Source organism: Cellulomonas fimi ATCC 484, assembly GCF_000212695.1.
Taxonomy (GTDB): domain Bacteria; phylum Actinomycetota; class Actinomycetes; order Actinomycetales; family Cellulomonadaceae; genus Cellulomonas; species Cellulomonas fimi.
In genome coordinates this window covers 4,204,041-4,224,303 of record NC_015514.1, presented here as the reverse complement: position 1 = coordinate 4,224,303, position 20,263 = coordinate 4,204,041, and the positions used below count along the sequence as shown (strand labels likewise).

At 73.9% G+C, this 20,263-nt stretch carries 16 protein-coding genes; 8 read left to right on the top strand and 8 right to left on the bottom strand.

The features are described from left to right. The first annotated feature begins 67 nt into the window (after positions 1-67). The 4 genes from CELF_RS19070 to CELF_RS19055 all read left to right on the top strand — a co-directional run bounded on the left by CELF_RS19070 (position 68) and on the right by CELF_RS19055 (position 8,120). Positions 68-751, top strand: coding sequence for a hypothetical protein (locus CELF_RS19070; protein WP_013772905.1), 684 nt, complete (start codon positions 68-70; stop codon positions 749-751). A gap of 245 nt (positions 752-996) precedes the next feature. Then, entirely contained in the window at positions 997-2,565 is a 1,569-nt protein-coding gene (locus CELF_RS19065) for a pectate lyase family protein (protein ID WP_013772904.1), read from the top strand. A gap of 131 nt (positions 2,566-2,696) precedes the next feature. Continuing rightward, positions 2,697-4,343, top strand: coding sequence for an ABC-F family ATP-binding cassette domain-containing protein (locus CELF_RS19060; RefSeq protein ID WP_013772903.1), 1,647 nt, complete (start codon positions 2,697-2,699; stop codon positions 4,341-4,343). A 420-nt stretch (positions 4,344-4,763) separates the two neighbouring features. Next, entirely contained in the window at positions 4,764-8,120 is a 3,357-nt protein-coding gene (locus CELF_RS19055; RefSeq protein WP_013772902.1) for a glycosyl hydrolase, read from the top strand. Positions 8,121-8,333: 213 nt separating this feature from the next. Here CELF_RS19055 and CELF_RS19050 read toward each other — a convergent pair whose 3' ends face one another. After that, the gene (locus CELF_RS19050) at positions 8,334-9,311 is read right to left on the bottom strand and encodes a LacI family DNA-binding transcriptional regulator (RefSeq protein ID WP_232014274.1); all 978 of its coding nucleotides are present in this window, start codon (positions 9,309-9,311) and stop codon (positions 8,334-8,336) included. A gap of 152 nt (positions 9,312-9,463) precedes the next feature. On the opposite strand from CELF_RS19050, the gene CELF_RS19045 reads away from it, so the two are divergent. Then, the gene (locus CELF_RS19045; protein WP_013772900.1) at positions 9,464-10,024 is read left to right on the top strand and encodes an RNA polymerase sigma factor; all 561 of its coding nucleotides are present in this window, start codon (positions 9,464-9,466) and stop codon (positions 10,022-10,024) included. Continuing rightward, complete coding sequence (locus CELF_RS19040) at positions 10,021-10,800, top strand: hypothetical protein (protein WP_013772899.1); 780 nt, start codon at positions 10,021-10,023, stop codon at positions 10,798-10,800. Before CELF_RS19045 ends, CELF_RS19040 begins: the two co-directional genes overlap by 4 nt. A gap of 70 nt (positions 10,801-10,870) precedes the next feature. On the opposite strand, the gene CELF_RS19035 is transcribed toward CELF_RS19040, so the two are convergent. From CELF_RS19035 to CELF_RS19025, 3 genes are read right to left on the bottom strand one after another with little or no spacing between them, the layout of a single operon-like run. After that, positions 10,871-11,626, bottom strand: coding sequence for an AIM24 family protein (locus CELF_RS19035; protein ID WP_013772898.1), 756 nt, complete (start codon positions 11,624-11,626; stop codon positions 10,871-10,873). Next, the gene (locus CELF_RS19030; protein WP_013772897.1) at positions 11,626-12,267 is read right to left on the bottom strand and encodes an AIM24 family protein; all 642 of its coding nucleotides are present in this window, start codon (positions 12,265-12,267) and stop codon (positions 11,626-11,628) included. Before CELF_RS19030 ends, CELF_RS19035 begins: the two co-directional genes overlap by 1 nt. 11 nt (positions 12,268-12,278) lie before the next feature. Further along, positions 12,279-12,896: an AIM24 family protein gene (locus CELF_RS19025; RefSeq protein ID WP_013772896.1), complete on the bottom strand. Its 618-nt coding sequence runs from the start codon at positions 12,894-12,896 to the stop codon at positions 12,279-12,281. Between the two features lie 309 nt (positions 12,897-13,205). On the opposite strand from CELF_RS19025, the gene CELF_RS19020 reads away from it, so the two are divergent. After that, entirely contained in the window at positions 13,206-14,243 is a 1,038-nt protein-coding gene (locus CELF_RS19020) for a DNA adenine methylase (protein ID WP_013772895.1), read from the top strand. A gap of 18 nt (positions 14,244-14,261) precedes the next feature. Here CELF_RS19020 and CELF_RS19015 read toward each other — a convergent pair whose 3' ends face one another. Together CELF_RS19015 and CELF_RS19010 are read right to left on the bottom strand one after the other, a co-directional pair. Further along, positions 14,262-15,383 (bottom strand): site-specific DNA-methyltransferase, encoded by a 1,122-nt coding sequence (locus CELF_RS19015; protein ID WP_013772894.1) that lies wholly within the window; start codon positions 15,381-15,383, stop codon positions 14,262-14,264. 80 nt (positions 15,384-15,463) lie between these two features. Beyond that, positions 15,464-15,778 carry a hypothetical protein gene (locus CELF_RS19010; protein ID WP_013772893.1) on the bottom strand — a complete coding sequence of 105 codons (315 nt, stop codon included), beginning with the start codon at positions 15,776-15,778 and terminating at the stop codon, positions 15,464-15,466. A gap of 184 nt (positions 15,779-15,962) precedes the next feature. Between CELF_RS19010 and CELF_RS19005 the strand changes: the two genes are divergently transcribed. Further along, on the top strand, positions 15,963-17,156 hold the full coding sequence (locus tag CELF_RS19005) for an NAD(P)/FAD-dependent oxidoreductase (RefSeq protein ID WP_041554850.1): 1,194 nt from the start codon (positions 15,963-15,965) through the stop codon (positions 17,154-17,156). Between the two features lie 4 nt (positions 17,157-17,160). Here the strand turns inward: CELF_RS19005 and nirD are convergent, their stop codons facing one another. Further along, positions 17,161-17,517 carry a nitrite reductase small subunit NirD gene (nirD, locus tag CELF_RS19000; RefSeq protein ID WP_013772891.1) on the bottom strand — a complete coding sequence of 119 codons (357 nt, stop codon included), beginning with the start codon at positions 17,515-17,517 and terminating at the stop codon, positions 17,161-17,163. Continuing rightward, entirely contained in the window at positions 17,514-20,108 is a 2,595-nt protein-coding gene (gene nirB, locus CELF_RS18995) for a nitrite reductase large subunit NirB (protein WP_013772890.1), read from the bottom strand. Before nirB ends, nirD begins: the two co-directional genes overlap by 4 nt. Between the last annotated feature and the right edge of the window lie 155 nt (positions 20,109-20,263).

The window sequence follows — 20,263 nt, the reverse complement described above, 5'->3', positions numbered from 1 at the left end:
GCCTGCGGGCCGGTGGTGCAGGAGGTGGCGCCGCCGGGGGGCACGGCCGCCGGTACGCTCCGACGCCATGGACGCGTCCGCCCCGAACCCGCCGGCCCCTGCACCAAATCCGCAGGTCCCGGGCACGCCGCCGGTCGTCGCGGGGCGCACGTCCCTGGTCGGGCCCGTCGTGCTCACCTCCGTCGCAGCGCTGCTGGTGGTGGCCGCCGTCGTCGTGACCGTGCTCGTCGTGCGCGCGTTCGCCGGGCTGCTGCCGCTGGGGGTCGTCGGCGCCGACGGGGGTGCGGGCCCGGCCGCCGTCGGGGAGAGCTCCGTGCCGGGGACGGTCGAGCTGGAGCTCGAGGAGGGCCTGCACGACGTGTTCCTCGTCCTTCCGGGCGGGCAGGCGCACGGTGGGCTGGAGGGCGAGGTCCTCGTGGTGGGTCCGGACGGTGGGTCCGTCGACGTCGACGACGCTCCCGGCGTGAGCATCAGCGCCGCGCGTGGCGACCACCACGCGTTCAACGTCGCGGCGTTCCGGGCGCCGACGGCGGGCGAGTACACGCTGACGTTCCCGCCGTCGACGCCTCCGGACGCGCTGGCCGTCGTCGCGGAGGGCCAGGAGGTGCCGTCGTTCCTCGCGGGCGTCTTCGGGACGATCGCGGGAGTGCTCGTGGCGGTGGCGCTGGGCGTCGTGGCGATCCCGCTGCTGATCACCGGGATCGCCTGGTGGGTCGTCCGGGCGAGCGCCCGGCGCCGCGTCCCGGCCTGAGGTCGGTTGCGCTCCTAAACGGTTCATCGCTCGACCGGGGTATCCCGGGCGCCGGTTTCCTGGCTACGATCGAGAAACCGGTTTCCCGGTAGGGGGCGCACGCCGCAGCGACGCGGCGACGGCGCCCGACGAGCACGTCCGCACCGGCACCTCCCCACGCGGTCGGCGCCACGCGCCCGCAGAAGGCCGTTCCGGGAAACCGGTTCGCACCGTGCTCGACCCGCTACGACGAAGGTGAGGCAACGATGAGACGACCGGTCGCAGTGCGACTTCTCGCGGCAGGGGCCGCGACGGCTCTGGCGACGACGATCGGCGTGACCGCCCTGATGGCGCCCGCCGCCCAGGCGGTCACCGGCAGCGCCAACGGGTTCGCGGCACAGAACGGCGGGACCACGGGCGGGGCCGGCGGCGCGACCGTCAGGGCGACGACCGGCACCGCCATCCACCAGGCGCTGTGCGGTCGCGCCAGCGCCAGCACCCCGATCACGATCCAGGTCGAGGGCACCATCACCGTCGGCAACACCGCGAAGGTGTCGGGCAGCTGCAGCACCGCCGCCGGCGTGATCGAGCTCAAGGAGATCAGCAACGTCACGATCGAGGGCGTCGGCAGCGGCGCCACGTTCGACCAGATCGGGATCCACATCCGGGACTCGAGCAACATCATCATCCAGAACGTGACCGTCAAGAACGTCAAGAAGTCGGGCTCCCCGACGTCGAACGGCGGCGACGCGATCGGCATGGAGAGCACCGTCCGCAACGTCTGGGTCGACCACGTGACGCTCGAGGCGTCGGGCGGCGAGTCCGAGGGCTACGACGGCCTGTTCGACCTGAAGAACGACGTCGAGAACGTCACGCTGTCGTACAGCATCCTGCGCAACTCGGGCCGCGGCGGCCTCATCGGCTCCAGCGAGACCGACACCGGCAGCGGGAACATCACGTTCCACCACAACCTGTACTCGAACATCGACTCGCGGACCCCCCTGCTGCGCGGCGGTGTCGCGCACATCTACAACAACCACTACGTCTCGCTCAACGAGTCGGGCATCAACTCGCGCGCCGGGGCCAAGGCGAAGGTCGAGAACAACTACTTCGAGGACTCGAAGGACGTGCTCGGCACCTTCTACACGGACGCGAAGGGCTACTGGCAGGTCGCCGGGAACATCTTCGACAACGTCACGTGGTCCAGCGCGAGCGGCACGACGCAGCCGGCCGGGCCGAACGTGCAGTCGACGACGACCGTGAGCATCCCGTACTCCTACAGCCTCGACGGGGCGAGCTGCGTGCCGTCGGTGGTCAGCGCGACCGCCGGCGCGAACAAGGGTCTGAAGACGTCGAACGGCTCGTGCACGCCCACCACGCCCACCCCGGACCCGACGTCGCCGAACCCGACGACGCCGAACCCGACGCCGACCACCCCGACGCCCACGCCCACGTCGACCGCGCCCAGCGGCACCAACCTCAGCCTCTCCGCCAGCGGCGCGGACGGGTCGAGCAAGGCCAGCGGCACGAGCTACGGCAGCGTCAAGGACGGCTCGCTCAGCACCTACTGGTCGCCGACGGGCTCGACGGGGACCATCTCGGTCAAGTGGGGCTCGGCCACGACGGTGTCCGCGATCAACGTGCGCCTCGCGTCCGGCAGCGGCTCGATCAGCGCGTGGCGGGTGCTCAACGGCGACACGGGTGCGGTGCTGAAGTCCGGCACCGGAACGCCCGGTGCGATCAGCTTCACGTCGACGTCGCTCAAGAAGGTCAGCTTCGAGATCACGAGCGCGTCGGGCACGCCGCGCGTCGCGGAGCTCGAGTCGTACCGCTGACCGACCCCTGACGCACGGCCCGCTGAGCGGGGACGTGCACGCACCACGACACCCCCGGCCGAGGACCTGCGGCCGGGGGCGTCGTCGTGGCCGGTGCGGGAGAGCGGCCCGTGCACCGGCAGGATGGGGGCATGAGTGCCACCCTCCAGGCCCGCGCGGTGGCCGCCGCCTTCGGTGACCGTGAGCTGTTCGCAGGGCTGGACCTCGTCGTCGCGCCCGGGGACGTGGTGGGGCTCGTCGGGCCCAACGGCGCGGGCAAGACGACGCTCCTGCGGATCCTGGCGGGCGTGCGGGCGCCCGAGCACGGGTCGGTGCAGCTCTCGCCACCGACGGCGCAGGTCGGCTACCTCGTGCAGGAGGTCGAGCGGCGAGCCGACGAGACGGTCCGGTCGTTCCTCGAGCGGCGCACGGGCGTCCTCGACGCGCAGACGGAGATGGACGACGCGTCGCACGCGCTCGCGGCGGACGAGCCCGACGCCGGTGACCGCTTCACGCACGCGCTGGAGCGGTGGATGGCGCTCGGCGGCGCCGACCTGGACGCGCGGCTCGGGGTCGTCGCCGACGACCTGGGGCTCGCGGTCGACCTCGACCTGCCGATGACGGCCCTCTCGGGCGGGCAGGCGGCGCGCGTCGGGCTCGCGGCGCTGCTGCTGTCGCGGTTCGACCTGTACCTGCTGGACGAGCCGACCAACGACCTGGACGCGGACGGCCTCGACCGGCTCGAGGAGTTCGTGCAGCGCGCGCAGGCGCCGGTGGTCGTCGTGAGCCACGACCGGGAGTTCCTCGCACGCACGGTGACGACGGTCGTCGAGATCGACCGCAGCCTGCAGCGCGTCGCGACCTACGGCGGCTCCTACGACGCCTACCTGGAGGAGCGCTCGACGGCCCGGCGGCAGGCGCGCGAGGCGTTCGAGGACTACGCCGCCCGCCGCGGGGCGCTCGAGCTCCGCGCCCGCACGCAGCGCGCGTGGATGGAGAAGGGCGTGCGCAACGCCCGGCGCAAGGCGACGGACAACGACAAGAACGTCAAGCACCACCGCGGGGAGACGTCTGAGAAGCAGGCCGCGAAGGCGCGCCAGACGGACCGGATGATCGAGCGGATGGAGGTCGTCGAGGAGCCGCGCAAGGAGTGGCAGCTGCGCATGAGCATCGCGACGGCGCCGCGGTCGGGGGCGGTGGTGGCGACGGCGCGTGCGGTGGTCGTGCGGCGCGGGGACTTCGTCCTGGGGCCGGTGGACGTGCAGCTCGACTGGCAGGACCGGGTCGCGGTGACCGGCCCGAACGGGTCGGGCAAGTCGACGTTGCTGGCGCTGCTGCTGGGCCGCCTCGCGCCGCAGGACGGGTACGCCTCGCTCGGGTCGGGCGTGCTGGTCGGCGAGGTCGACCAGGCGCGGGCGGCGTTCGAGGGCGACGCACCGGTGGGGGAGGCGTTCGCGCGCGAGGTGCCGGACTGGACGACGGCCGACGTGCGGACGCTGCTCGCCAAGTTCGGGCTGGCCGGGCACCAGGTGGGGCGTCCCGCGGCGTCGCTGTCACCGGGCGAGCGGACGCGTGCCGCCCTCGCGCTGCTGCAGGCGCGCGGCGTGAACCTGCTCGTGCTGGACGAGCCGACGAACCACCTGGACCTGCCGGCCATCGAGCAGCTGGAGCAGGCGATGGAGTCGTTCGACGGGACGGTCCTGCTCGTCACGCACGACCGGCGGATGCTGGAGACGGTGCGCCTGACGCGTCGGTGGCACGTCGAGGACGGGCGCGTGACGGAGGTCGCGGCGGACTGACCGGCCGGTCCCGGGGGCGGGACGGCGGCGCGTACGGGCGGCAGTCATGGTCGCCCGAGCGGGGGACATGCCTCCGCTTGACAGGGACTCGCGGCCGGGTGAGCCTTGGGGTGCGGCCCGGTGACACGAGTCACCAGGCGGTGTCCCTCAGAGCCGAGGGATCCCGTCGCCCTGCCGGGTCGCACCCTGGGCGGCCATCCGGCCACCCGCACCACACCGACCGCGACGCGCGGCCGGGCCGCGACGACGACGTCGGGGACCGGGCACGCGGCCGGTCGGCCCCCACCGGCATGGGGCCCGCAGGGCACCGGGCCGGAACCGCTCGCAGGCGCGTCCCCCCTTCGCGCGCCCCGCCCCGGTGCCGCAGCGCTCGACGACGAACTCCGCGGCACCCGACGCAGCAAGAACGGAGTCCGTCGGATGTCTGGTCATGCAGACCTGAGGAGAACCCGACCCGCCCTGGACCGCCGTGCGGCCCTCGCGATGGTCGTCGTCGGCGCCCTGCTGGCGTACCTGGTGCAGGCGCTGTTCCTGCCCGTGCCGCAGGCGGCCGCCGTGGCCGTCGGGCAGGGGAGCTACGCCGAGGGCACACCGCCCGGCGGCGCCGTGCCCACGGAGTGCAACAACACCCCGATCACCAACCCCCGCGCGCACGTCACCGCCAACTTCCCGGCGGGCGCGATCCCGACGAACGACTGGTGGACGTCGCTGCTGTGGCGCAAGTTCGACTGCGCCGCCGTGTCCGAGAACCTCGTCGCGCACCCGCTGACGTTCCGCGCCAGCACCCAGGGCCTCGGCGTGAGCTACCCGACGACGCCCAGCATCTCCGGCACCGCGACGGGCGTGAGCGAGTACCACTACGGGTACGCCGAGGACTTCCGCATCGGCGTCGCGGGCCTCACCGCCGACGGCAAGGTCGACGGCTACTCCGACTGGACCGTGAGCGAGCTCTGGACGAACGGCAGCAGCAGCCTGCGGACGACGTTCGGCCACGGCCTGCCCTTCGTCTACGCGACGAAGACGGGCGGCAACGCGACGCTCACGACGACCGCGCCGCCGACCGTGTGGAGCAGCACCGACGGCACCCTCGGGTTCACCGTCAACGGCCACGACTACGCCGCGTTCGGCCCGACCGGTTCCACGTGGAACGTCTCCGGCACGACCATCAGCTCGAACCTCTACAACAAGAGCTACTTCTCGGTCGCGGTCCTGCCGACGGCCGCCGGGAGCAGCACGGCGACGAAGGTCGCGGCGCTCAACGCCTACGCGCCGTACGCCCACAACCACGTGACGGGCACCAAGGTGTCGTGGTCGTACGACGAGGCGACGGCCCGCATGACCGCGACCTACGCGTTCACCACGACCGCGCGCCAGGGCTCCGGCACGGGCACGGTCTACGCGCTCTACCCGCACCAGCGCGACCAGCTCTCCGGCGTCACGCCGAGCAGCTACGCGTACGTCTCGCCGCGCGGGCCGATGCGCGTCGTAGTCGGCGGCTCGCAGTTCCAGACCGTCGCGAAGTTCAACGGCGTGCTGCCGCAGCTCGCGAGCACGGGCTTCCCGGCGGGCTCCGCGGACGCGGCGCAGCTCAACGGCTACGTCGACCAGGTGGCCGCGACCGACCCGTTCGCGGGCTTCGGCGAGGACACCTACTGGACCGGCAAGGCCCTCGGCCGCGCCACCCAGGTCATCCAGATCGCCCACCTCACCGGGAACACGACGGCGCGCGACAAGCTGCTCGGCTCGGTGAAGACCCGCCTGACCGACTGGATGACGGCCTCGTCGGGCGAGACGCAGCGCGCGTTCTGGTACAACCCGTCGTGGGGCACGCTCATCGGGTACCCGGCGTCGTACGGGTCCGACACCGACCTCAACGACCACCACTTCCACTACGGCTACTACGTCGTCGCGGCGGCGACCGTCGCGCAGTTCGACCCGTCGTGGGCCGCGGACTCCGCGTACGGCGGCATGGTCGACACCGTCATCAAGGACGCGGCGAACTGGGACCGCACCGACACCCGGTTCCCGTTCCTGCGTGACTTCGACATCTACGCCGGCCACGACTGGGCCTCCGGGCACGGTGCGTTCGGCGCGGGCAACAACCAGGAGTCGTCGTCCGAGGGCATGAACTTCGCCAGCGGGCTGATCCAGTGGGGTCAGGCCACGGGCGACAAGACGGTCCGCGACCTGGGCATCTACCTGTACACGACGCAGGCGTCGGCCATCGAGAACTACTGGTTCGACACCGACGACGAGGCGTTCCCCGCCGCGTTCGGCCACTCCACGGTCGGCATGGTGTGGGGCGACGGCGGCGCCTACGCCACCTGGTTCAGCGCCGAGCCCGAGATGATCCAGGGCATCAACCTGCTGCCCAGCACCGCGGGCCACCTGTACCTCGGCTACGACCCCGCGTACATCGGCCGCAACCTCACCGAGCTCGAACGCAACAACGGCGGCCCGGCCACCGTCTGGCAGGACATCCTCTGGGAGTTCCAGGCCCTCGCCGATGCCCCGACTGCCCTGTCGCAGTTCCGCGCGCAGGCCGGCTCGTACGCCGTCGAGGAGGGCGAGTCCCGGGCCCACACGTTCTACTGGCTGAAGAACCTGTCCGGCCTCGGGACCGTCGACCGCACCGTCACCGCGAACACCCCGCTGCACGCGGTGTTCGTCAAGAACGGCGTGCGGACCTACCAGGCCGCCAACATGAGCGGCACGGCGACGACCGTGACGTTCTCCAACGGGGTCACGCTCCAGGTGCCGGCGCGTTCCGTCGCGAGCTCGACGGGTGGCACCGGCGGAGGCGACACCAGCGCGCCGTCGACCCCGGCGGGCCTGGCCGCGTCCGGGACGACGTCGACCGCGACGTCGCTCTCGTGGTCGGCCTCGACCGACAACGTCGGCGTCACCGGGTACGAGGTGCTCCGCAACGGGACCGTCGTCGGCACCGCGACCGGCACGACCTACACCGCGACCGGGCTCTCGCCGTCGACCGCGTACACGTTCGCCGTCCGGGCGTACGACGCGGCCGGCAACCGGTCCGGCACCTCGGGGTCCGTCTCCGTGACGACCACCGCCGGGGCCGGTGACGCCACGGCACCGTCCACGCCGTCCGGGCTCGCCGCGTCGGGCACCACGTCGTCCGCGACGACGCTCGCGTGGAACGCGTCGACGGACAACGTCGGCGTCACCGGCTACGAGGTGCTGCGCAACGGCACCGTCGTCGGGACCACGAGCAGCCGGACCTACACGGCCACCGGGCTGTCCCCGTCGACCGCGTACACGTTCGCGGTGCGCGCCTACGACGCGGCCGGCAACCGGTCCGGCACCTCCGGCGCCGTCAGCGTCACCACGTCGGCCGGCTCGACCGGCGTGGACGCGACGTCGCGCATCCAGGCCGAGGCCTACAGCGGGATGTCCGGGGTGGCCGTCGAGACCACGCAGGACGTCGACGGCGGGCAGAACGTCGCGTGGATCGCCAACGGCGACCACCTCCGGTTCGACGGCGTCGCCTTCGGCAGCACCCCGCGCACCCAGTTCAGCGCGCGGGTCGCCTCCGGTGTCGGCAACGGGGCCAGCGGTCTCGTCGTGGTGCGGCTCGACAGCCTCACGGCCGCCCCCGTCGGCAGCTTCGCGATCGCCAACACCGGCGGCTGGCAGACGTGGCGCACCGTCCCGACCAACATCACGGGCGTGACGGGCACCCACACGGTCTACCTGACGTTCGAGTCCGGCCAGCCGGCCGACTTCGTCAACGTCAACTGGCTCACCTTCCAGTAGACCGCCCCGCGACCGCCTCCAGGCGGCCGCACCCGCAGGGCGCACCCGCCGGGCTCCACACCGGCGGGTGCGCCCTCGTCGTCACGGTGCGGCCGCGCGCCGCCGCGACCCGCCTGACGGCCGTCCCGGCGTCCGGGACCGGTCGGCGGTCACGTCGTCGACGGGGGAAGGGAGGGAGCCGCTGTCGGCGCCGGCCGACGACGGAGGTCGGCGTCAGGTCGACTCGCGCTGGACGACGTGGAAGACGTCGCTCGTGCGCTGCGGGGGGTCGTGGGCCAGGCCCAGCGCCGTGAGCACCGACGCCGCGAGGTAGGACGCCTGCGCGTCGATCGCCTGCCAGACGGTCGTGAGCGCCGGAGCGGCGAGGCGCGCGGCGGAGATGTCGTCGACGCCGATGACGGCGACGTCGTCGGGGACGCGCAGGCCCTCCGCGCGCAGCCCCGCGAGGACGGCCAGCGCGACCTCGTCGTTGTAGGCCGCCACGGCCGTGACGGGGTCGTCGCCCGAACGCCACTGGCGGACCGCCGCCACGGCGGACGCGACGTCGAGGTCCACGGGCGCGACCCGGGGCTCCGGCAGGCCCAGCCGCTCGCACACCGCCCGCGCACCCGCGAGGCGGCGGTCCGCGAACGCGGCGAGGCGGTCGTCGCTCGGTGCGGCGTACGCGAGGACCCGGTGCCCGCGCTCGGCCAGGTGCTCGACCTGCAGCCCGCCGATGTCGGCCTGCGGGACGGAGAAGATCTCGGGGTGCGGGTCCTCGTCGAGAGCGGTGCCCACGACCGGGATGCCGGCCTGCCGCATCGCGTGCGTGTCGGCCTCGTCGAAGGGCGCCAGGCCCAGGACCGCGCACGGCGTGACCGCGCGCCAGAGGTCGGCCAGCGATCCCTTGCCGCGCCCGCTGTGCACCAGCACGGACAGCCCGTGCTCGGCGAGCGCGGTCGTGAGGTGGTCGATGAGCGTGTCGATCACGGGGCCGACGGTCCAGTCGGGCAGCACGCACAGGACGAGGTCGCTCCGGCCGGAGCGCAGGGTCCGGGCCGCGGCGGAGGGGGTGTACCCGAGCCGGGCGGCGGCGTCGAGCACGCGCTGCCGGGTCGCGTCGGTGATGACGACGCCGTCCTTGGCGTTGAGCACGTACGACACGGTCGTCCGCGAGACGCCGCTCTCCCGCGCGACGTCCGCACTGGTCACCCGCGCCACGGTGCTCTCCTCCCCGACGCCCGCACGACTGCGCGCCCACCCTAGTCGCGTGTCCAGTGCCGTGGTGGCCGCTCCCCGAGGAGCGTCGCCGGTCCGCCGTCCAGGTGCGACACACTCGAGCACGTGCCGGACAGGAGCCGGGTATGAAGGACGACCCACCGGAGGCCCGCACGACGTTCGTCGCGCTCTACGAGCAGGCGTACGCCGACGTCGTGCGGTTCGCTCAGCGCCGCGCCGGGCCGGACCACGGCGAGGACGTCGCGGAGGACACGTTCCTCGTGGCGTGGCGCCGGCTCGACGAGGTCCCGGCCGCGGCCGACGACGCGCGGGCGTGGCTGTTCGGCATCGCCCGGCACGTGATGCTCAACCGACGCCGCGGCGACCAACGCCGCGAGGCGCTCGCTGTCCGTGTCGCGCACGAGGCGGCCGTGCCGCGCGGGCCCGACGACGACGCCGATCTCGTCGCGCGGCGGGTGGACCTGGCCCGTGCGTGGCGGCTGCTCTCGCCCACGCACCAGGAGGCGCTCGCGCTCGCGGTCCTCGACGGGGTCGACGCCCCGCACGCCGCACAGGTCCTCGGGATCTCGCCCGTCGCGTACCGGCTCCGTCTCAGCCGCGCACGACGCGCGCTGCGCGCACACCTCGGACACCTCCCTGCGACCGGAGCACCGGCCCGGGCACCGGAAAGGACCTCGACCCGATGACGCACCACGACCACCTCACGCTGCTCCACGACCTGGACGTGGCGGACCCGCACCCGGACCCCCGCTCGCCACGCGCCCGCGCGGCCGTCGAGCGCATCCTGCGCGCCGACCCCCCGGCTCCCGCGCCCGTGCCCACCCGGTCCCACCGACTCCGACGCGTCGCGGTCGCGGCCGGTGGGATCGCGGCGCTCGCCGTCGGCGGTGTCCTCGCGCCGCCGCTCACGGGTGGGGACACCGCCTACGCGACCTGGACGCCGCAGGCCACGGTCGCGACCGGGGTGCAGCGCGCGGACGCAGGCGAGGCGTGCCGCGACCGCCTGCGGGACGCGGCGGACGACGACGCCGCGCTCGACTCCGCCCGGGTCGCCGTCGCCGAGCAGCGCGGCACGTGGACGACCGTGGTCCTCGCGGGGGACGGGGGATTCTCGGGCCTGTGCGTCGACGACGGGTCTGCCGGGCTGTTCGACACCATGCTCGGGTCGGTCGGCACGGCGCTCGTCGCGTCACCCGGGCCGCGCGAGGTGACGGCCACCGATCTCGGCGTCGGCGCGACGTCGGCGGGCGAGCTGTCGCTGGTCGCCGGGATCGCGGGCGACGAGGTCGCGGCGGTCCGGCTCGTCAGCCCGACGGTCGGTGTCGTGACCGCGACGGTCGGCGACGGCCGGTTCGTCCTGTGGTATCCCGGTGACGAGCTGTTGGACGCGAGCACCCGTGGCGTCGACCTCGAGCTCACCTTCGCGGATGGCAGCACGGGAGCGGCCACCGTCCGGCTGTGAGCCGGCCGAGGTCGGAGGTCGCCGCAGCCGGCGGCGTGCGGGAGGTCCCCGCCACGCCGCCGGCGGGCGGTCAGGGCTGCTGCGAGCGGGCGACCAGGCGCTGGCCGAGCTGGCCGGCGGAGCGGTTGTCGAGCATCTGCGTCTGCGCCTCGATCATGCGGACGAGGGCCGGGTCGTGCCGCTGCACCTCGGACGACTGGAGCAGGACGGTGCCGGCGCCGGTGAAGTCGAACTGGCGCTCCTCGCCGGACTGGCGGCCGAACATGCCCTGGATGCCGGCGACGAGCGACTGCGCCATCCAGTTGTAGTCGTAGTGGTGGCTGGGCGACGGGCAGTCGGCCCAGCCGAGCAGCGCCTCGGGGTCGGCCCGGAACGGCGGCTCGACGAAGATCACCGGCCCGTTGGACGAGGCCAGGAACTTGCCGGTGCCGATGAGCGTCACGAAGCCGGGGACGATCGACTGCTTGAGCTCGAGGCCGGTCTCGAACGCGAGCAGGTTGGTCTGCTTGATCGTGAGGTTGCCGGCCTCGAGGTCGTACGAGTTGATGTCGTTGCCACGGTCGCCGATGACGAGCTTGCCGTGGCCGGACGCGACGACCCAGTCCTGCGCGTACAGGGGCGAGGAGAACCGGGCGGCGACCCAGGCGGCACGCGACGCGTACGCGCTGACGCCGGAGAAGTCGATGTTCCCGTAGTACGCGATCATCGCGCCCTTGGACGTGAACCACTCGCCGTTGAGGTCGATCGAGAACGCGTACGGGTTGACGTTGTCGTTCACCGGCAGGGTGCGCGCGTCGAGGATCGTGGTGTCGATGCCGCTGATCATCAGAACTTCTCCTCCGAGGCCTGGACGTACACCGTGCCGTGGCCGGACACGTGGAGCTGGAACGCCTCGCCGGAGCCGCGTCCGACGAGGTCGCGCAGCCCGACGGAGGCCTTGAGGTCGACGTTGAGCGCGCCGGTGTGCCCGACGTAGGCCTGCGGGTCGACGCCGACGGTGTCGCCGTTGAGCTGCAGCGGGAACGTGCCGCCGTGCGAGAGCACGGCCACGGACCCCTGGCCGGAGATGCGGGTGGTGAACAGGCCCTGCCCGGTCATCGCGCCGCGGACGGCGGAGCGGACGCCGCCCTGGCCGATGAACTCCACGGACGTCTGCAGGTGCGCGTCGTGCGCGAGGACGCGGTCGGCCTCGACGGTGAGCGAGTCGCCCGTGAGGTCGATGACGGTGACGTGCAGCCCCCGGAACCCGTAGAGCACGGACCCGTTGCCCTCGGTCGCCATCATCGGGTTGGACTCGCCGGACATCGCGGCGCCGACCATGCCGCCGACGCCGTGGCCCTGCCCGGAGATGGGGCGGAACGCGACCTGGCCGCTGTACCCGAGCATCGCGCCGCGCCGTGCGAGGACGGCGTTCTGCGGCGTGACGGGGATGCGGACGACCTTGCTGTTGACCTTCTCGAACGGCATTCCGGTGCCCCTCAGCGCTCGGCCGGCTGGATGTAGACGGTGCCCTGGCCCTCGAAGCGCAGGGAGAACGGCTCGCCGCCGTCCTCGCCGACGAGCGACCGCCAGGACACGCCGGACACGAGGCTCATCTGCGTCTGGCCGGTGCCGGCGACGTAGACGTCGGGGTCGACGACGAGCGGCTCGCCCGGGTTCACGGCGAGCGCGATCAGCGGGCCGTCGGAGATGATCGCGCACTGGCCGGTGCCGGTGACGGTGGTGGTCGCCAGGCCCTGGCCGGACGTCATGCCGCGCAGGCCGGAGAACTGCACGTCGAGCTGGAGCCCGTCGGTGACGGCGAGGATGTGGTCGGACTCGACGGTGAGCCGGTCGTTCTGGAGGTGCACGACGGTGACGTCCATCGCGTCCTGCGCGAGGTAGACGCGCCCGGCGCCGGAGCACGTCATGAGCGAGATCGACTCGCCCGCGACCCGCTGCTTGAGCGCGGCGCGGAGCCCGCCGCCGCCGCCCATGCCGGCGGACTTGAACTCGACCTTGCCGGTGTAGGCGACCATCGAGCCGGACGCGGCCCGGAGCGAGTCGCCCTGCAGGTCGGCGTGCAGGACCTTCTTGTCCGCGGTGAGGACGGCCACGGCTCCCCTTTGTGGTGTCAGGCCCGACGGGCCCCGGTGACGCCTGGTGCGGCCCTGGGCCGCGGCGTCCGGTCGCCGGGAGCCTAACGGTGCGGCGGGGCGCCGCGGTGCACGATCCGGGGTGCGGGTGGGTGATTCGCCCGATCGCGTGTGCGCCGGTGCCCCGGACGGGCACGCCGTCGGTGCGCACGTCGTTCGTGCGCTGCGCGCGGTCTCCGCGGAGGTCGACGGAGGGTGACGGAGGGTGACGGAGGGTGACGGCACAATCGTCCTGCGGCCGGACCTGTCGGCCGCAGGACGGGAGGTGCGGTGGCGTACCGGTACCTCGGCAACAAGGCCAGGCTCGCGGGCTGGGTCGTCGACGCGATCGCGACGCGCGTGCCCGCCGGTGCGACGGTCGCGGACCCCATGTGCGGCACGGCCGCCGTCTCGCGCGAGCTCGCCGACCGCGGCTACCGCGTGCTCGCCGCGGACCTGCTGCGGTTCCCGACGCTGCACGCGCGCGCCCGGCTGCTGGTCGACGCGACGTTCGACGACGAGGTCGGCTTCGCGCCGGTCGGCACGTACGCGGACGCGCTCGCGGCGCTCGACGCGCTGCCCCCCGAGGACGGCCTGTTCGCCCGCGAGTACGGCATGGCCGGCACGCCCGCCAACGGGTCACGCCCGCGCCGGTACTTCACGCCCGAGAACGCGGGCCGGATCGACGCCGCCCGTCGCACGCTGCGCGAGTGGCGGGCCGCCGGGATGCCCGACGCGGCCGTCGACCTGCTGCTGCACGACCTCGTCCGCGCGGTGAACACGGTCGCGAACGTCGCCGGCACGTACGGCTTCTACCGGGCCGACCTCAACCCGGCCGCGGCGGGCAGGCTCACGTTCACGCCGACACCGCGGGCGCCCGACCGCGGTCCGGGTGCGGGGCACCGCGTCGCGCAGGGGGCGGTCGAGGACCTGGCCGCGACGATCGAGGCGGACGTCGTCTACCTGGACCCGCCGTACACGAAGCGCCAGTACGCGGGCGTGTTCCACATCCCGGAGACGATCGCGCGCGAGGACGACCCGGAGCCCGCCGGCCTCGGCGGCCTGCGCGACTGGTCCGACGCGCGCTCCGACTTCTGCTCCTACCGGCGCGCGCGGCAGGCGCTGAGCGACACGGTGAAGCGGCTCGAGGTGCCGCTCGTCGTCGTCTCCTACAGCGAGGACGGGGTGGTCCCGCCGGACCGGGTCCGGGAGACGCTCGACGAGCACGGGCGCGTGACCCGGCTGGAGCGCCCGCGCGGGCGGTTCCGGTCGAACGGCGGCCGTGACGGGCCCGTGCACGAGCACCTGTACCTCGTCGAGAAGCGCTGACGCCGGCCGCTGCCGCCCTCAGAGCGTGACCGTGCAGAACGAACCGCCGCCTGCCCACGCGGTCGCGGGCGTGACCCCACCGGGGTCGAGGCCCTTGACGACGAGCTCGAGCCGCGGCACGGCCACCTCGGTGAACGTCCGCTCCTCACGCTCGACGGCCACCCAGCGGCGCCCGGTCTTGTGTGCAACGGCGGCCGTCGTCCCCGAGCCCGCGAACAGGTCGAGCACGAGGTCGCCGGGGTCCGACGCGACACCGATCACGCGCGCCACCAGGGCCTCCGGCTTGGGCGTCTCGAACGGCACCTGGTCGGGCAGCAGCTGCTTGAGGTGCCGCTTCGCGGACGCGGTCGTGCCGACGACGTCCCCCGGCCACCACGTGTCCGGCACGAGCCCGGGCTCGACCTCCGCGAGGAACCGCTTGAGCCGCGGCAGCCGGTCGCCGTCGCCGAAGTCGATCCGGTCGTCGTCGCGCAGCGCCTCGAACCGCTCGCGCGTGAACCGCCACGCCGTCCCGGGCGTGGGCCGGACCATCCGTCCCGACGGCAGCGTCACGTCGTAGAACTGCGCCGCGCGGCGCCCCGGCCCGGCCTTCGCCATGAGGTCGCCCGACGTCCACGGCCCCCGCGGGTCGGCGTCGGGGTTGCGGTACCGGTCGAGCTGCGTGGGCGTCGGCGGCATCTTGTTGCGGCGCGCGTGCCAGGCGATGCGGTTCCGGGCGTAGACGAGCAGGTACTCGTGGCTCGTCGAGACGGCGGTGCGGCTGTCGCGGCTCATCGTCTTCTGCCAGACGACGGTCGCGACGAACGCGTCCGGGCCGAACACCTCGTCGAGCAGCGTGCGCATGACGGGCATCTCGGCGTCGTCGATGTGGACCCAGAGGCTGCCGTCGTCGGTGAGCAGGTCCCGGACGGCGGCGGCCTGCCGACGCCGGTCCTGCGCCCACGCGTCGCGCCGCTGGCTGTCGGCGTAGTGGTGGAACCGGGTGCGCCGGTTGTACGGCGGGTCGAGCAGCGCGAGACGGACCGGCACGTCCGCGGCCGCGAGGTGCGCGAGCAGGTCGTCGGCCTCGCCGAGCGCGAGCACGTTCTCGGTGCGCAGCGGCGCGTGCAGCGGGTCGTCCGGACGACCGCTCGACCCCATCGACCCTCCCCGGCACGACGCGCGGGCGCTGCGGCCCGCCGTCCCACCGTAACGACGGGCGGACGCGGCCGGCGGCGGGGTCATGCGTCGAGGTGCGGCTCCACCCAGGTGACGGCCTTGCCGGCCTGCCGCGCGTACGCGACCTCGCGCCGTGTCGACGCCCCGACGTAGCCCCCGTCGCTCACGACCCGGACCTCGTCGGCCAGGTCGATCCGCCGCAGGTGCAGCTCGCCGAGCGCCGCGCGCCGGGCCGGCGTGAGGTCGTCGTCGACCTCCTCGGGGCCGAGCACGATCACCCCCAGGGACGTGAGGCGTCGCCGCTCCGACGCGAACAGGTCGCGGAAACGCAGCGAGCCGCACAGGCACACCACCCGGGGGCGGTCCACGGGGCGCATCAGCGGCACCTCCTCGGTGCGACGGTCGGACGCGAGATGCTCGCACGCGTACCCGACGACCCGTGATCGACGAGCCGCGGGGCCGCAGTCACGGCCCCGCGCGTGCGGCCGCCTCGGCGCGCGCGAGCGGCGGGCCCGCCGTAGCGTGGCTCGTCCCCGACGCGGACGGAGCGTGGTCTCGATCGTGACCGGTCCCCATCACCACGACGTGCTCGTCGTCGGCGGCGGCAACGCCGGCATCTCCCTCGCGGCGAAGCTGCGGCGCGACGGCTGCCGCGACGTCGCGATCGTCGAGCCGAAGGACGTGCACGAGTACCGCCCGCTCCTGTCCTACGTCGCCGGCGGCATGGCGACCCTGGACGACCTGCGCCGCCCGCAGGCCGAGGCCATGCCGCGCGGGGTGCGGTGGTACCGGGACGCGGTCACCTCGATCGACCCCGCACGGTCGGCGGTCCGGCTCGCGAGCGGCGGCGAGCTCACGTACTCCGACCTCGCGGTCTGCCCCGGGTCGCAGGTCGACTGGGACGCGGTCCCGGGTGCGCAGGACGCGGTCCGCACCGGGGCGGCGTCGACGAACTACCTGCCCGAGCACGCGCCCGCGACGTGGGAGATGCTGTCGGCCCTCACGTCCGGGACCGCGGTGTTCGCGATCTCCGACCGGCACGTGCCGTGCGCGCCCGTGGGTCTCAAGCCCCTGTTCCTCGCGGCCGACCACTGGCGCCGCACGGGCGTCCTCGACGCGATCACCGTCGAGCTGGTCGTCGAGGCGGACCGGCTCGTCGACCTCGACGAGTCGGACCAGGAGCTGAGGGCCGCCGCGGCGGAGTACGGCGTGCGGGTCCGGACGGCCACGTCCGTCGAGAGCGTCGACGGCGCGTCCCGGCGCGTGAGGCTGCGGACCCCCGACGGCCCCGACGAGATCCGGTACGACACCCTGTACCTCGCGCCGCCGCACCGCGCGCCGGGATGGTTGGCGTCGAGCGGCCTCACCTCGCCCGAGAGCGACGGCTTCCTCGCGGTCGACCCGGTGACGCTGCAGCACCGTGACCACGCGACGGTGTGGGGGCTCGGCGACGCGGCCGAGGTCGACGCCCTGCCGTCGGGCGGTGCGCTGCGCAAGCAGGTGCCCGTCGTCGCGCACAACATCGCGGCCCGGCGCACCGGGGCGACGATGCGTCACTACGACGGCTACTCGGTCGGCCCGGTGACGACGTCCCGCACGCAGCTGCTGCTCGCGGAGTTCGACCGCCAGGGCCGCAAGGAGCCGACCCTGCGCGTGCCGGACCTGGCACGCCCGCGGCGCAGCCTCCTGGTCTTCGACCGGTACGTCGAGCCGCAGATCTACTGGAGGCGGCTGCTGCGCGGCAAGGTGTCCTGAGCGGTCAGCGGGCGCTGACGAGCACGCGACCCGCGCGCACCTCGACGGCCCACGTGGCGAGGTCCGCCGACGCGTCCTTGGGCGTCTTGCCGCCCGTGTCGAGGCACTCGCCCGTGCGCAGGTCCCAGACCTGCTTGTGCATGGGCGACGTCACCGTGGGGGCGTCGCCGACGGTCCCGACGATGCCGCGTGCGACGACGTTCGCGCCGGCGAACGGGTCGCGGTTCTGGACGGCGAGGACGCTGCCGTCGTCGAGCCGGAACAGGGCCACCTGGACGCCGTCGACGAGGGCGGCGGCACCCCGCTCGGGGACGAGCGCGTCGAGCGCGCAGACGTCGGTGCGCAGGTCGGTCGTGGTCACCGGGTCACCTCCGTGAGGGGCAGCAGGCGCGCGACGCGCGGGTCGTGGTGGCCGACCTCGCCGGGCTCCGCGGGGCGGACCTGGCCGCGCTGCGGGGTGTAGCGCAGGTCGGGGTCGTGCTCGCCGGGTGCGTTGACGAACGCGGTGAACCGGTCGAGCTTGTCGGGGTCCTCCAGGGCGGCGGCCCACTCGTCGCGGTAGTCGTCGACGTGCGCGGCGATCTCCGCCTCGAGCTCCGCGACGATGCCCTCGGTGTCGTCGACGAGGACGGCGCGCAGGGCCTCGATGCCGCCGGGGTACTCGGCGACGAAGGGTGCGGTGCGCTGCAGACGGTCGCCGCGCCGCACGTACAGGGCGAGGAACCGGTCGATCACGGCGACGAGCCCGTCGTCGTCGAGGTCCTCGGCGAGCAGGTCCGCGTGCCGCGGGTTGGCCCCGCCGTTGCCGCCGACGTACACGTTCCAGCCGCCGGCGGTCGCGATGACGCCGACATCCTTGCCGCGCGCCTCGGCGCACTCCCGCGCGCACCCGGAGACGCCGACCTTGAACTTGTGGGGCGTGCGCAGGCCGCGGTAGCGGTTCTCCAGCAGGATGCCCATCCCGACGGAGTCGCGGACGCCGAACCGGCACCACGCCGAGCCGACGCAGGACTTCACGGCCCGCAGCGACTTGCCGTACGCCTGCCCGGACTCGAACCCGGCGTCGATGAGCCGCTGCCAGATCGCGGGGAGCTGGTCGATGCGGGCGCCGAACATCCCGATCCGCTGGGCGCCCGTGATGCGCGTGTAGAGGCCGAAGTCGGCGGCCACCTGGCCGAGCACGACGAGCTTCTCGGGGGTGATCTCCCCGCCGGGAACCCGCGGGATGACCGAGTAGGTCCCGTCCTTCTGCAGGTTCGCCATGACGTGGTCGTTGGTGTCCTGCAGGCCCGCGTGGTCGCGCTCGAGCACGTGCCCGGCGCGCAGCGAGGACAGGATCGACGCGACGACGGGCTTGCAGACCGCGCAGCCGCGGCCGGTGCCGTGCGCGGCGACGATCTCGCTGAAGGTCCGCAGCTCGCTGGCCGCGACCAGCGCGTACAGCTCGGCGCGGGGCATCGCGAAGTGCTCGCACATGGCCCGCGAGACCGCGATGCCGCTGGCCTCGAGCTGCGCGTTCATGATCTTGGTGACGACCGGGACGCACGAGCCGCAGACCGTGCCGGCCTTGGTGCACGCCTTGACCTCGCCGACCGTCGTGCAGCCGTGCTCGGTGACGGCCTCGCGGACGGTGCCGGCAGTGACGTTGGTGCACGAGCAGACCACCACGTCGTCGGGCAGGTCCGCGCCGGTGTCGTGCGCGCCGCCCTCGGGCGCGAGGAACGCGGACGGGTCGGCGCCGAGCGGACGGCCGAGCATGGGCCGCAGCTGCGGGTAGAGGGCCGCGTCGCCGACGAAGACGCCGCCGAGCAGCGTGCGGGCGTCGTCGGACACGACGAGCTTGCGGTAGGTACGCGCCACGGGGTCGGTGAACGTGACCTCGAGCGCGCCGGGGGTCAGGCCGAACACGTCGCCGAAGCTTGCCGCGTCGATGCCGACGCCCTTGAGCTTGGTGCCCTCGGGGGCGGGCGTGTAGAGCCGCGGCCCGCCGAGCAGCCGGTCGACGACGACGTCAGCCATCGCGTTGCCGGGGGCGACGAGGCCGGTGCACTCGTTCTCGAACGACGCGCACTCGCCGATCGCCCAGATCGCCGCGTCCGAGGTGCGGCAGGTGGCGCCGACGACGACACCGCCGCGCTCGCCGATCGCGAGGCCGGACTCGCGGGCGAGCCGGTCGCGGGGCCGGACGCCGGTGGAGAAGACGACGACGTCGGCGGGGATCTCGTCGTCGCTGGACAGCCGCATGGTGGCGACGGCGCCGTCCGCGGCCGGCGCGAGGCCGGTGCAGCCCGTCGAGGTGCGCACGTCGATGCCCAGGTCGCCGACGAGCACGCGCAGCGCCTCGCCGCCGCCCGCGTCGAGCTGGACGTTCATGAGGTGGTCCGCGAACTCGACCACGGTCGCGGAGGCGCCGAGGTGCTGGAGCGCGGCGGCCGCCTCCAGGCCCAGGACGCCGCCGCCGACGACCGCGCCGCGCAGCGGGCGGCCCAGCGCCTCGGACCGCTCCGCGACCCACGTCTGCATCGCCTGCAGGTCGGCCATCGTGCGGTACCGGAACACGCCGGGCAGCTCGGTGCCCTCGGTGCGCGGGGTCCACGCCCACGAGCCGGTCGCGAGGACGAGCTGGTCGTACGGGAGGACCACGCCGGACCGGGTGGTCACGGTCTGGGCGTCGCGGTCGAGCTTCTCGACGGCGTCCCCGGTGAGCAGCGTCGTGCGGGGGTCGTCCCACACGGTCGGCTCGAGCGCCAGGTCCTCGGGGGTGCGGCCCGCGGTGAGGAGCTCGGAGAGGTGGACGCGGTCGTAGGGGGCCCAGGGCTCGTCGCCGACGACGGTGACGTGCCAGCCGTCGGCGGGGGCGCGGTCGAGGAGCCCGGCGACGAGGCGGTGGGCCACCATGCCGGCGCCGACGACGACGACGCGGCCCAGGACGGGGGTGGGGGCGGTGCGCATCGGAATGCCTTCCGTGGTGCGGGGACGTGCGGTGCTGCGACCAGCATCCGAGGCCGCCGGCCGTACCGGTCAGGCCCTTCGACCCACGCAAACGCACACCGTGCGCGGGGCCGCTGAGAGATCCGTCCCGGGAGCGGCACCGAGCCGGGTCCGGC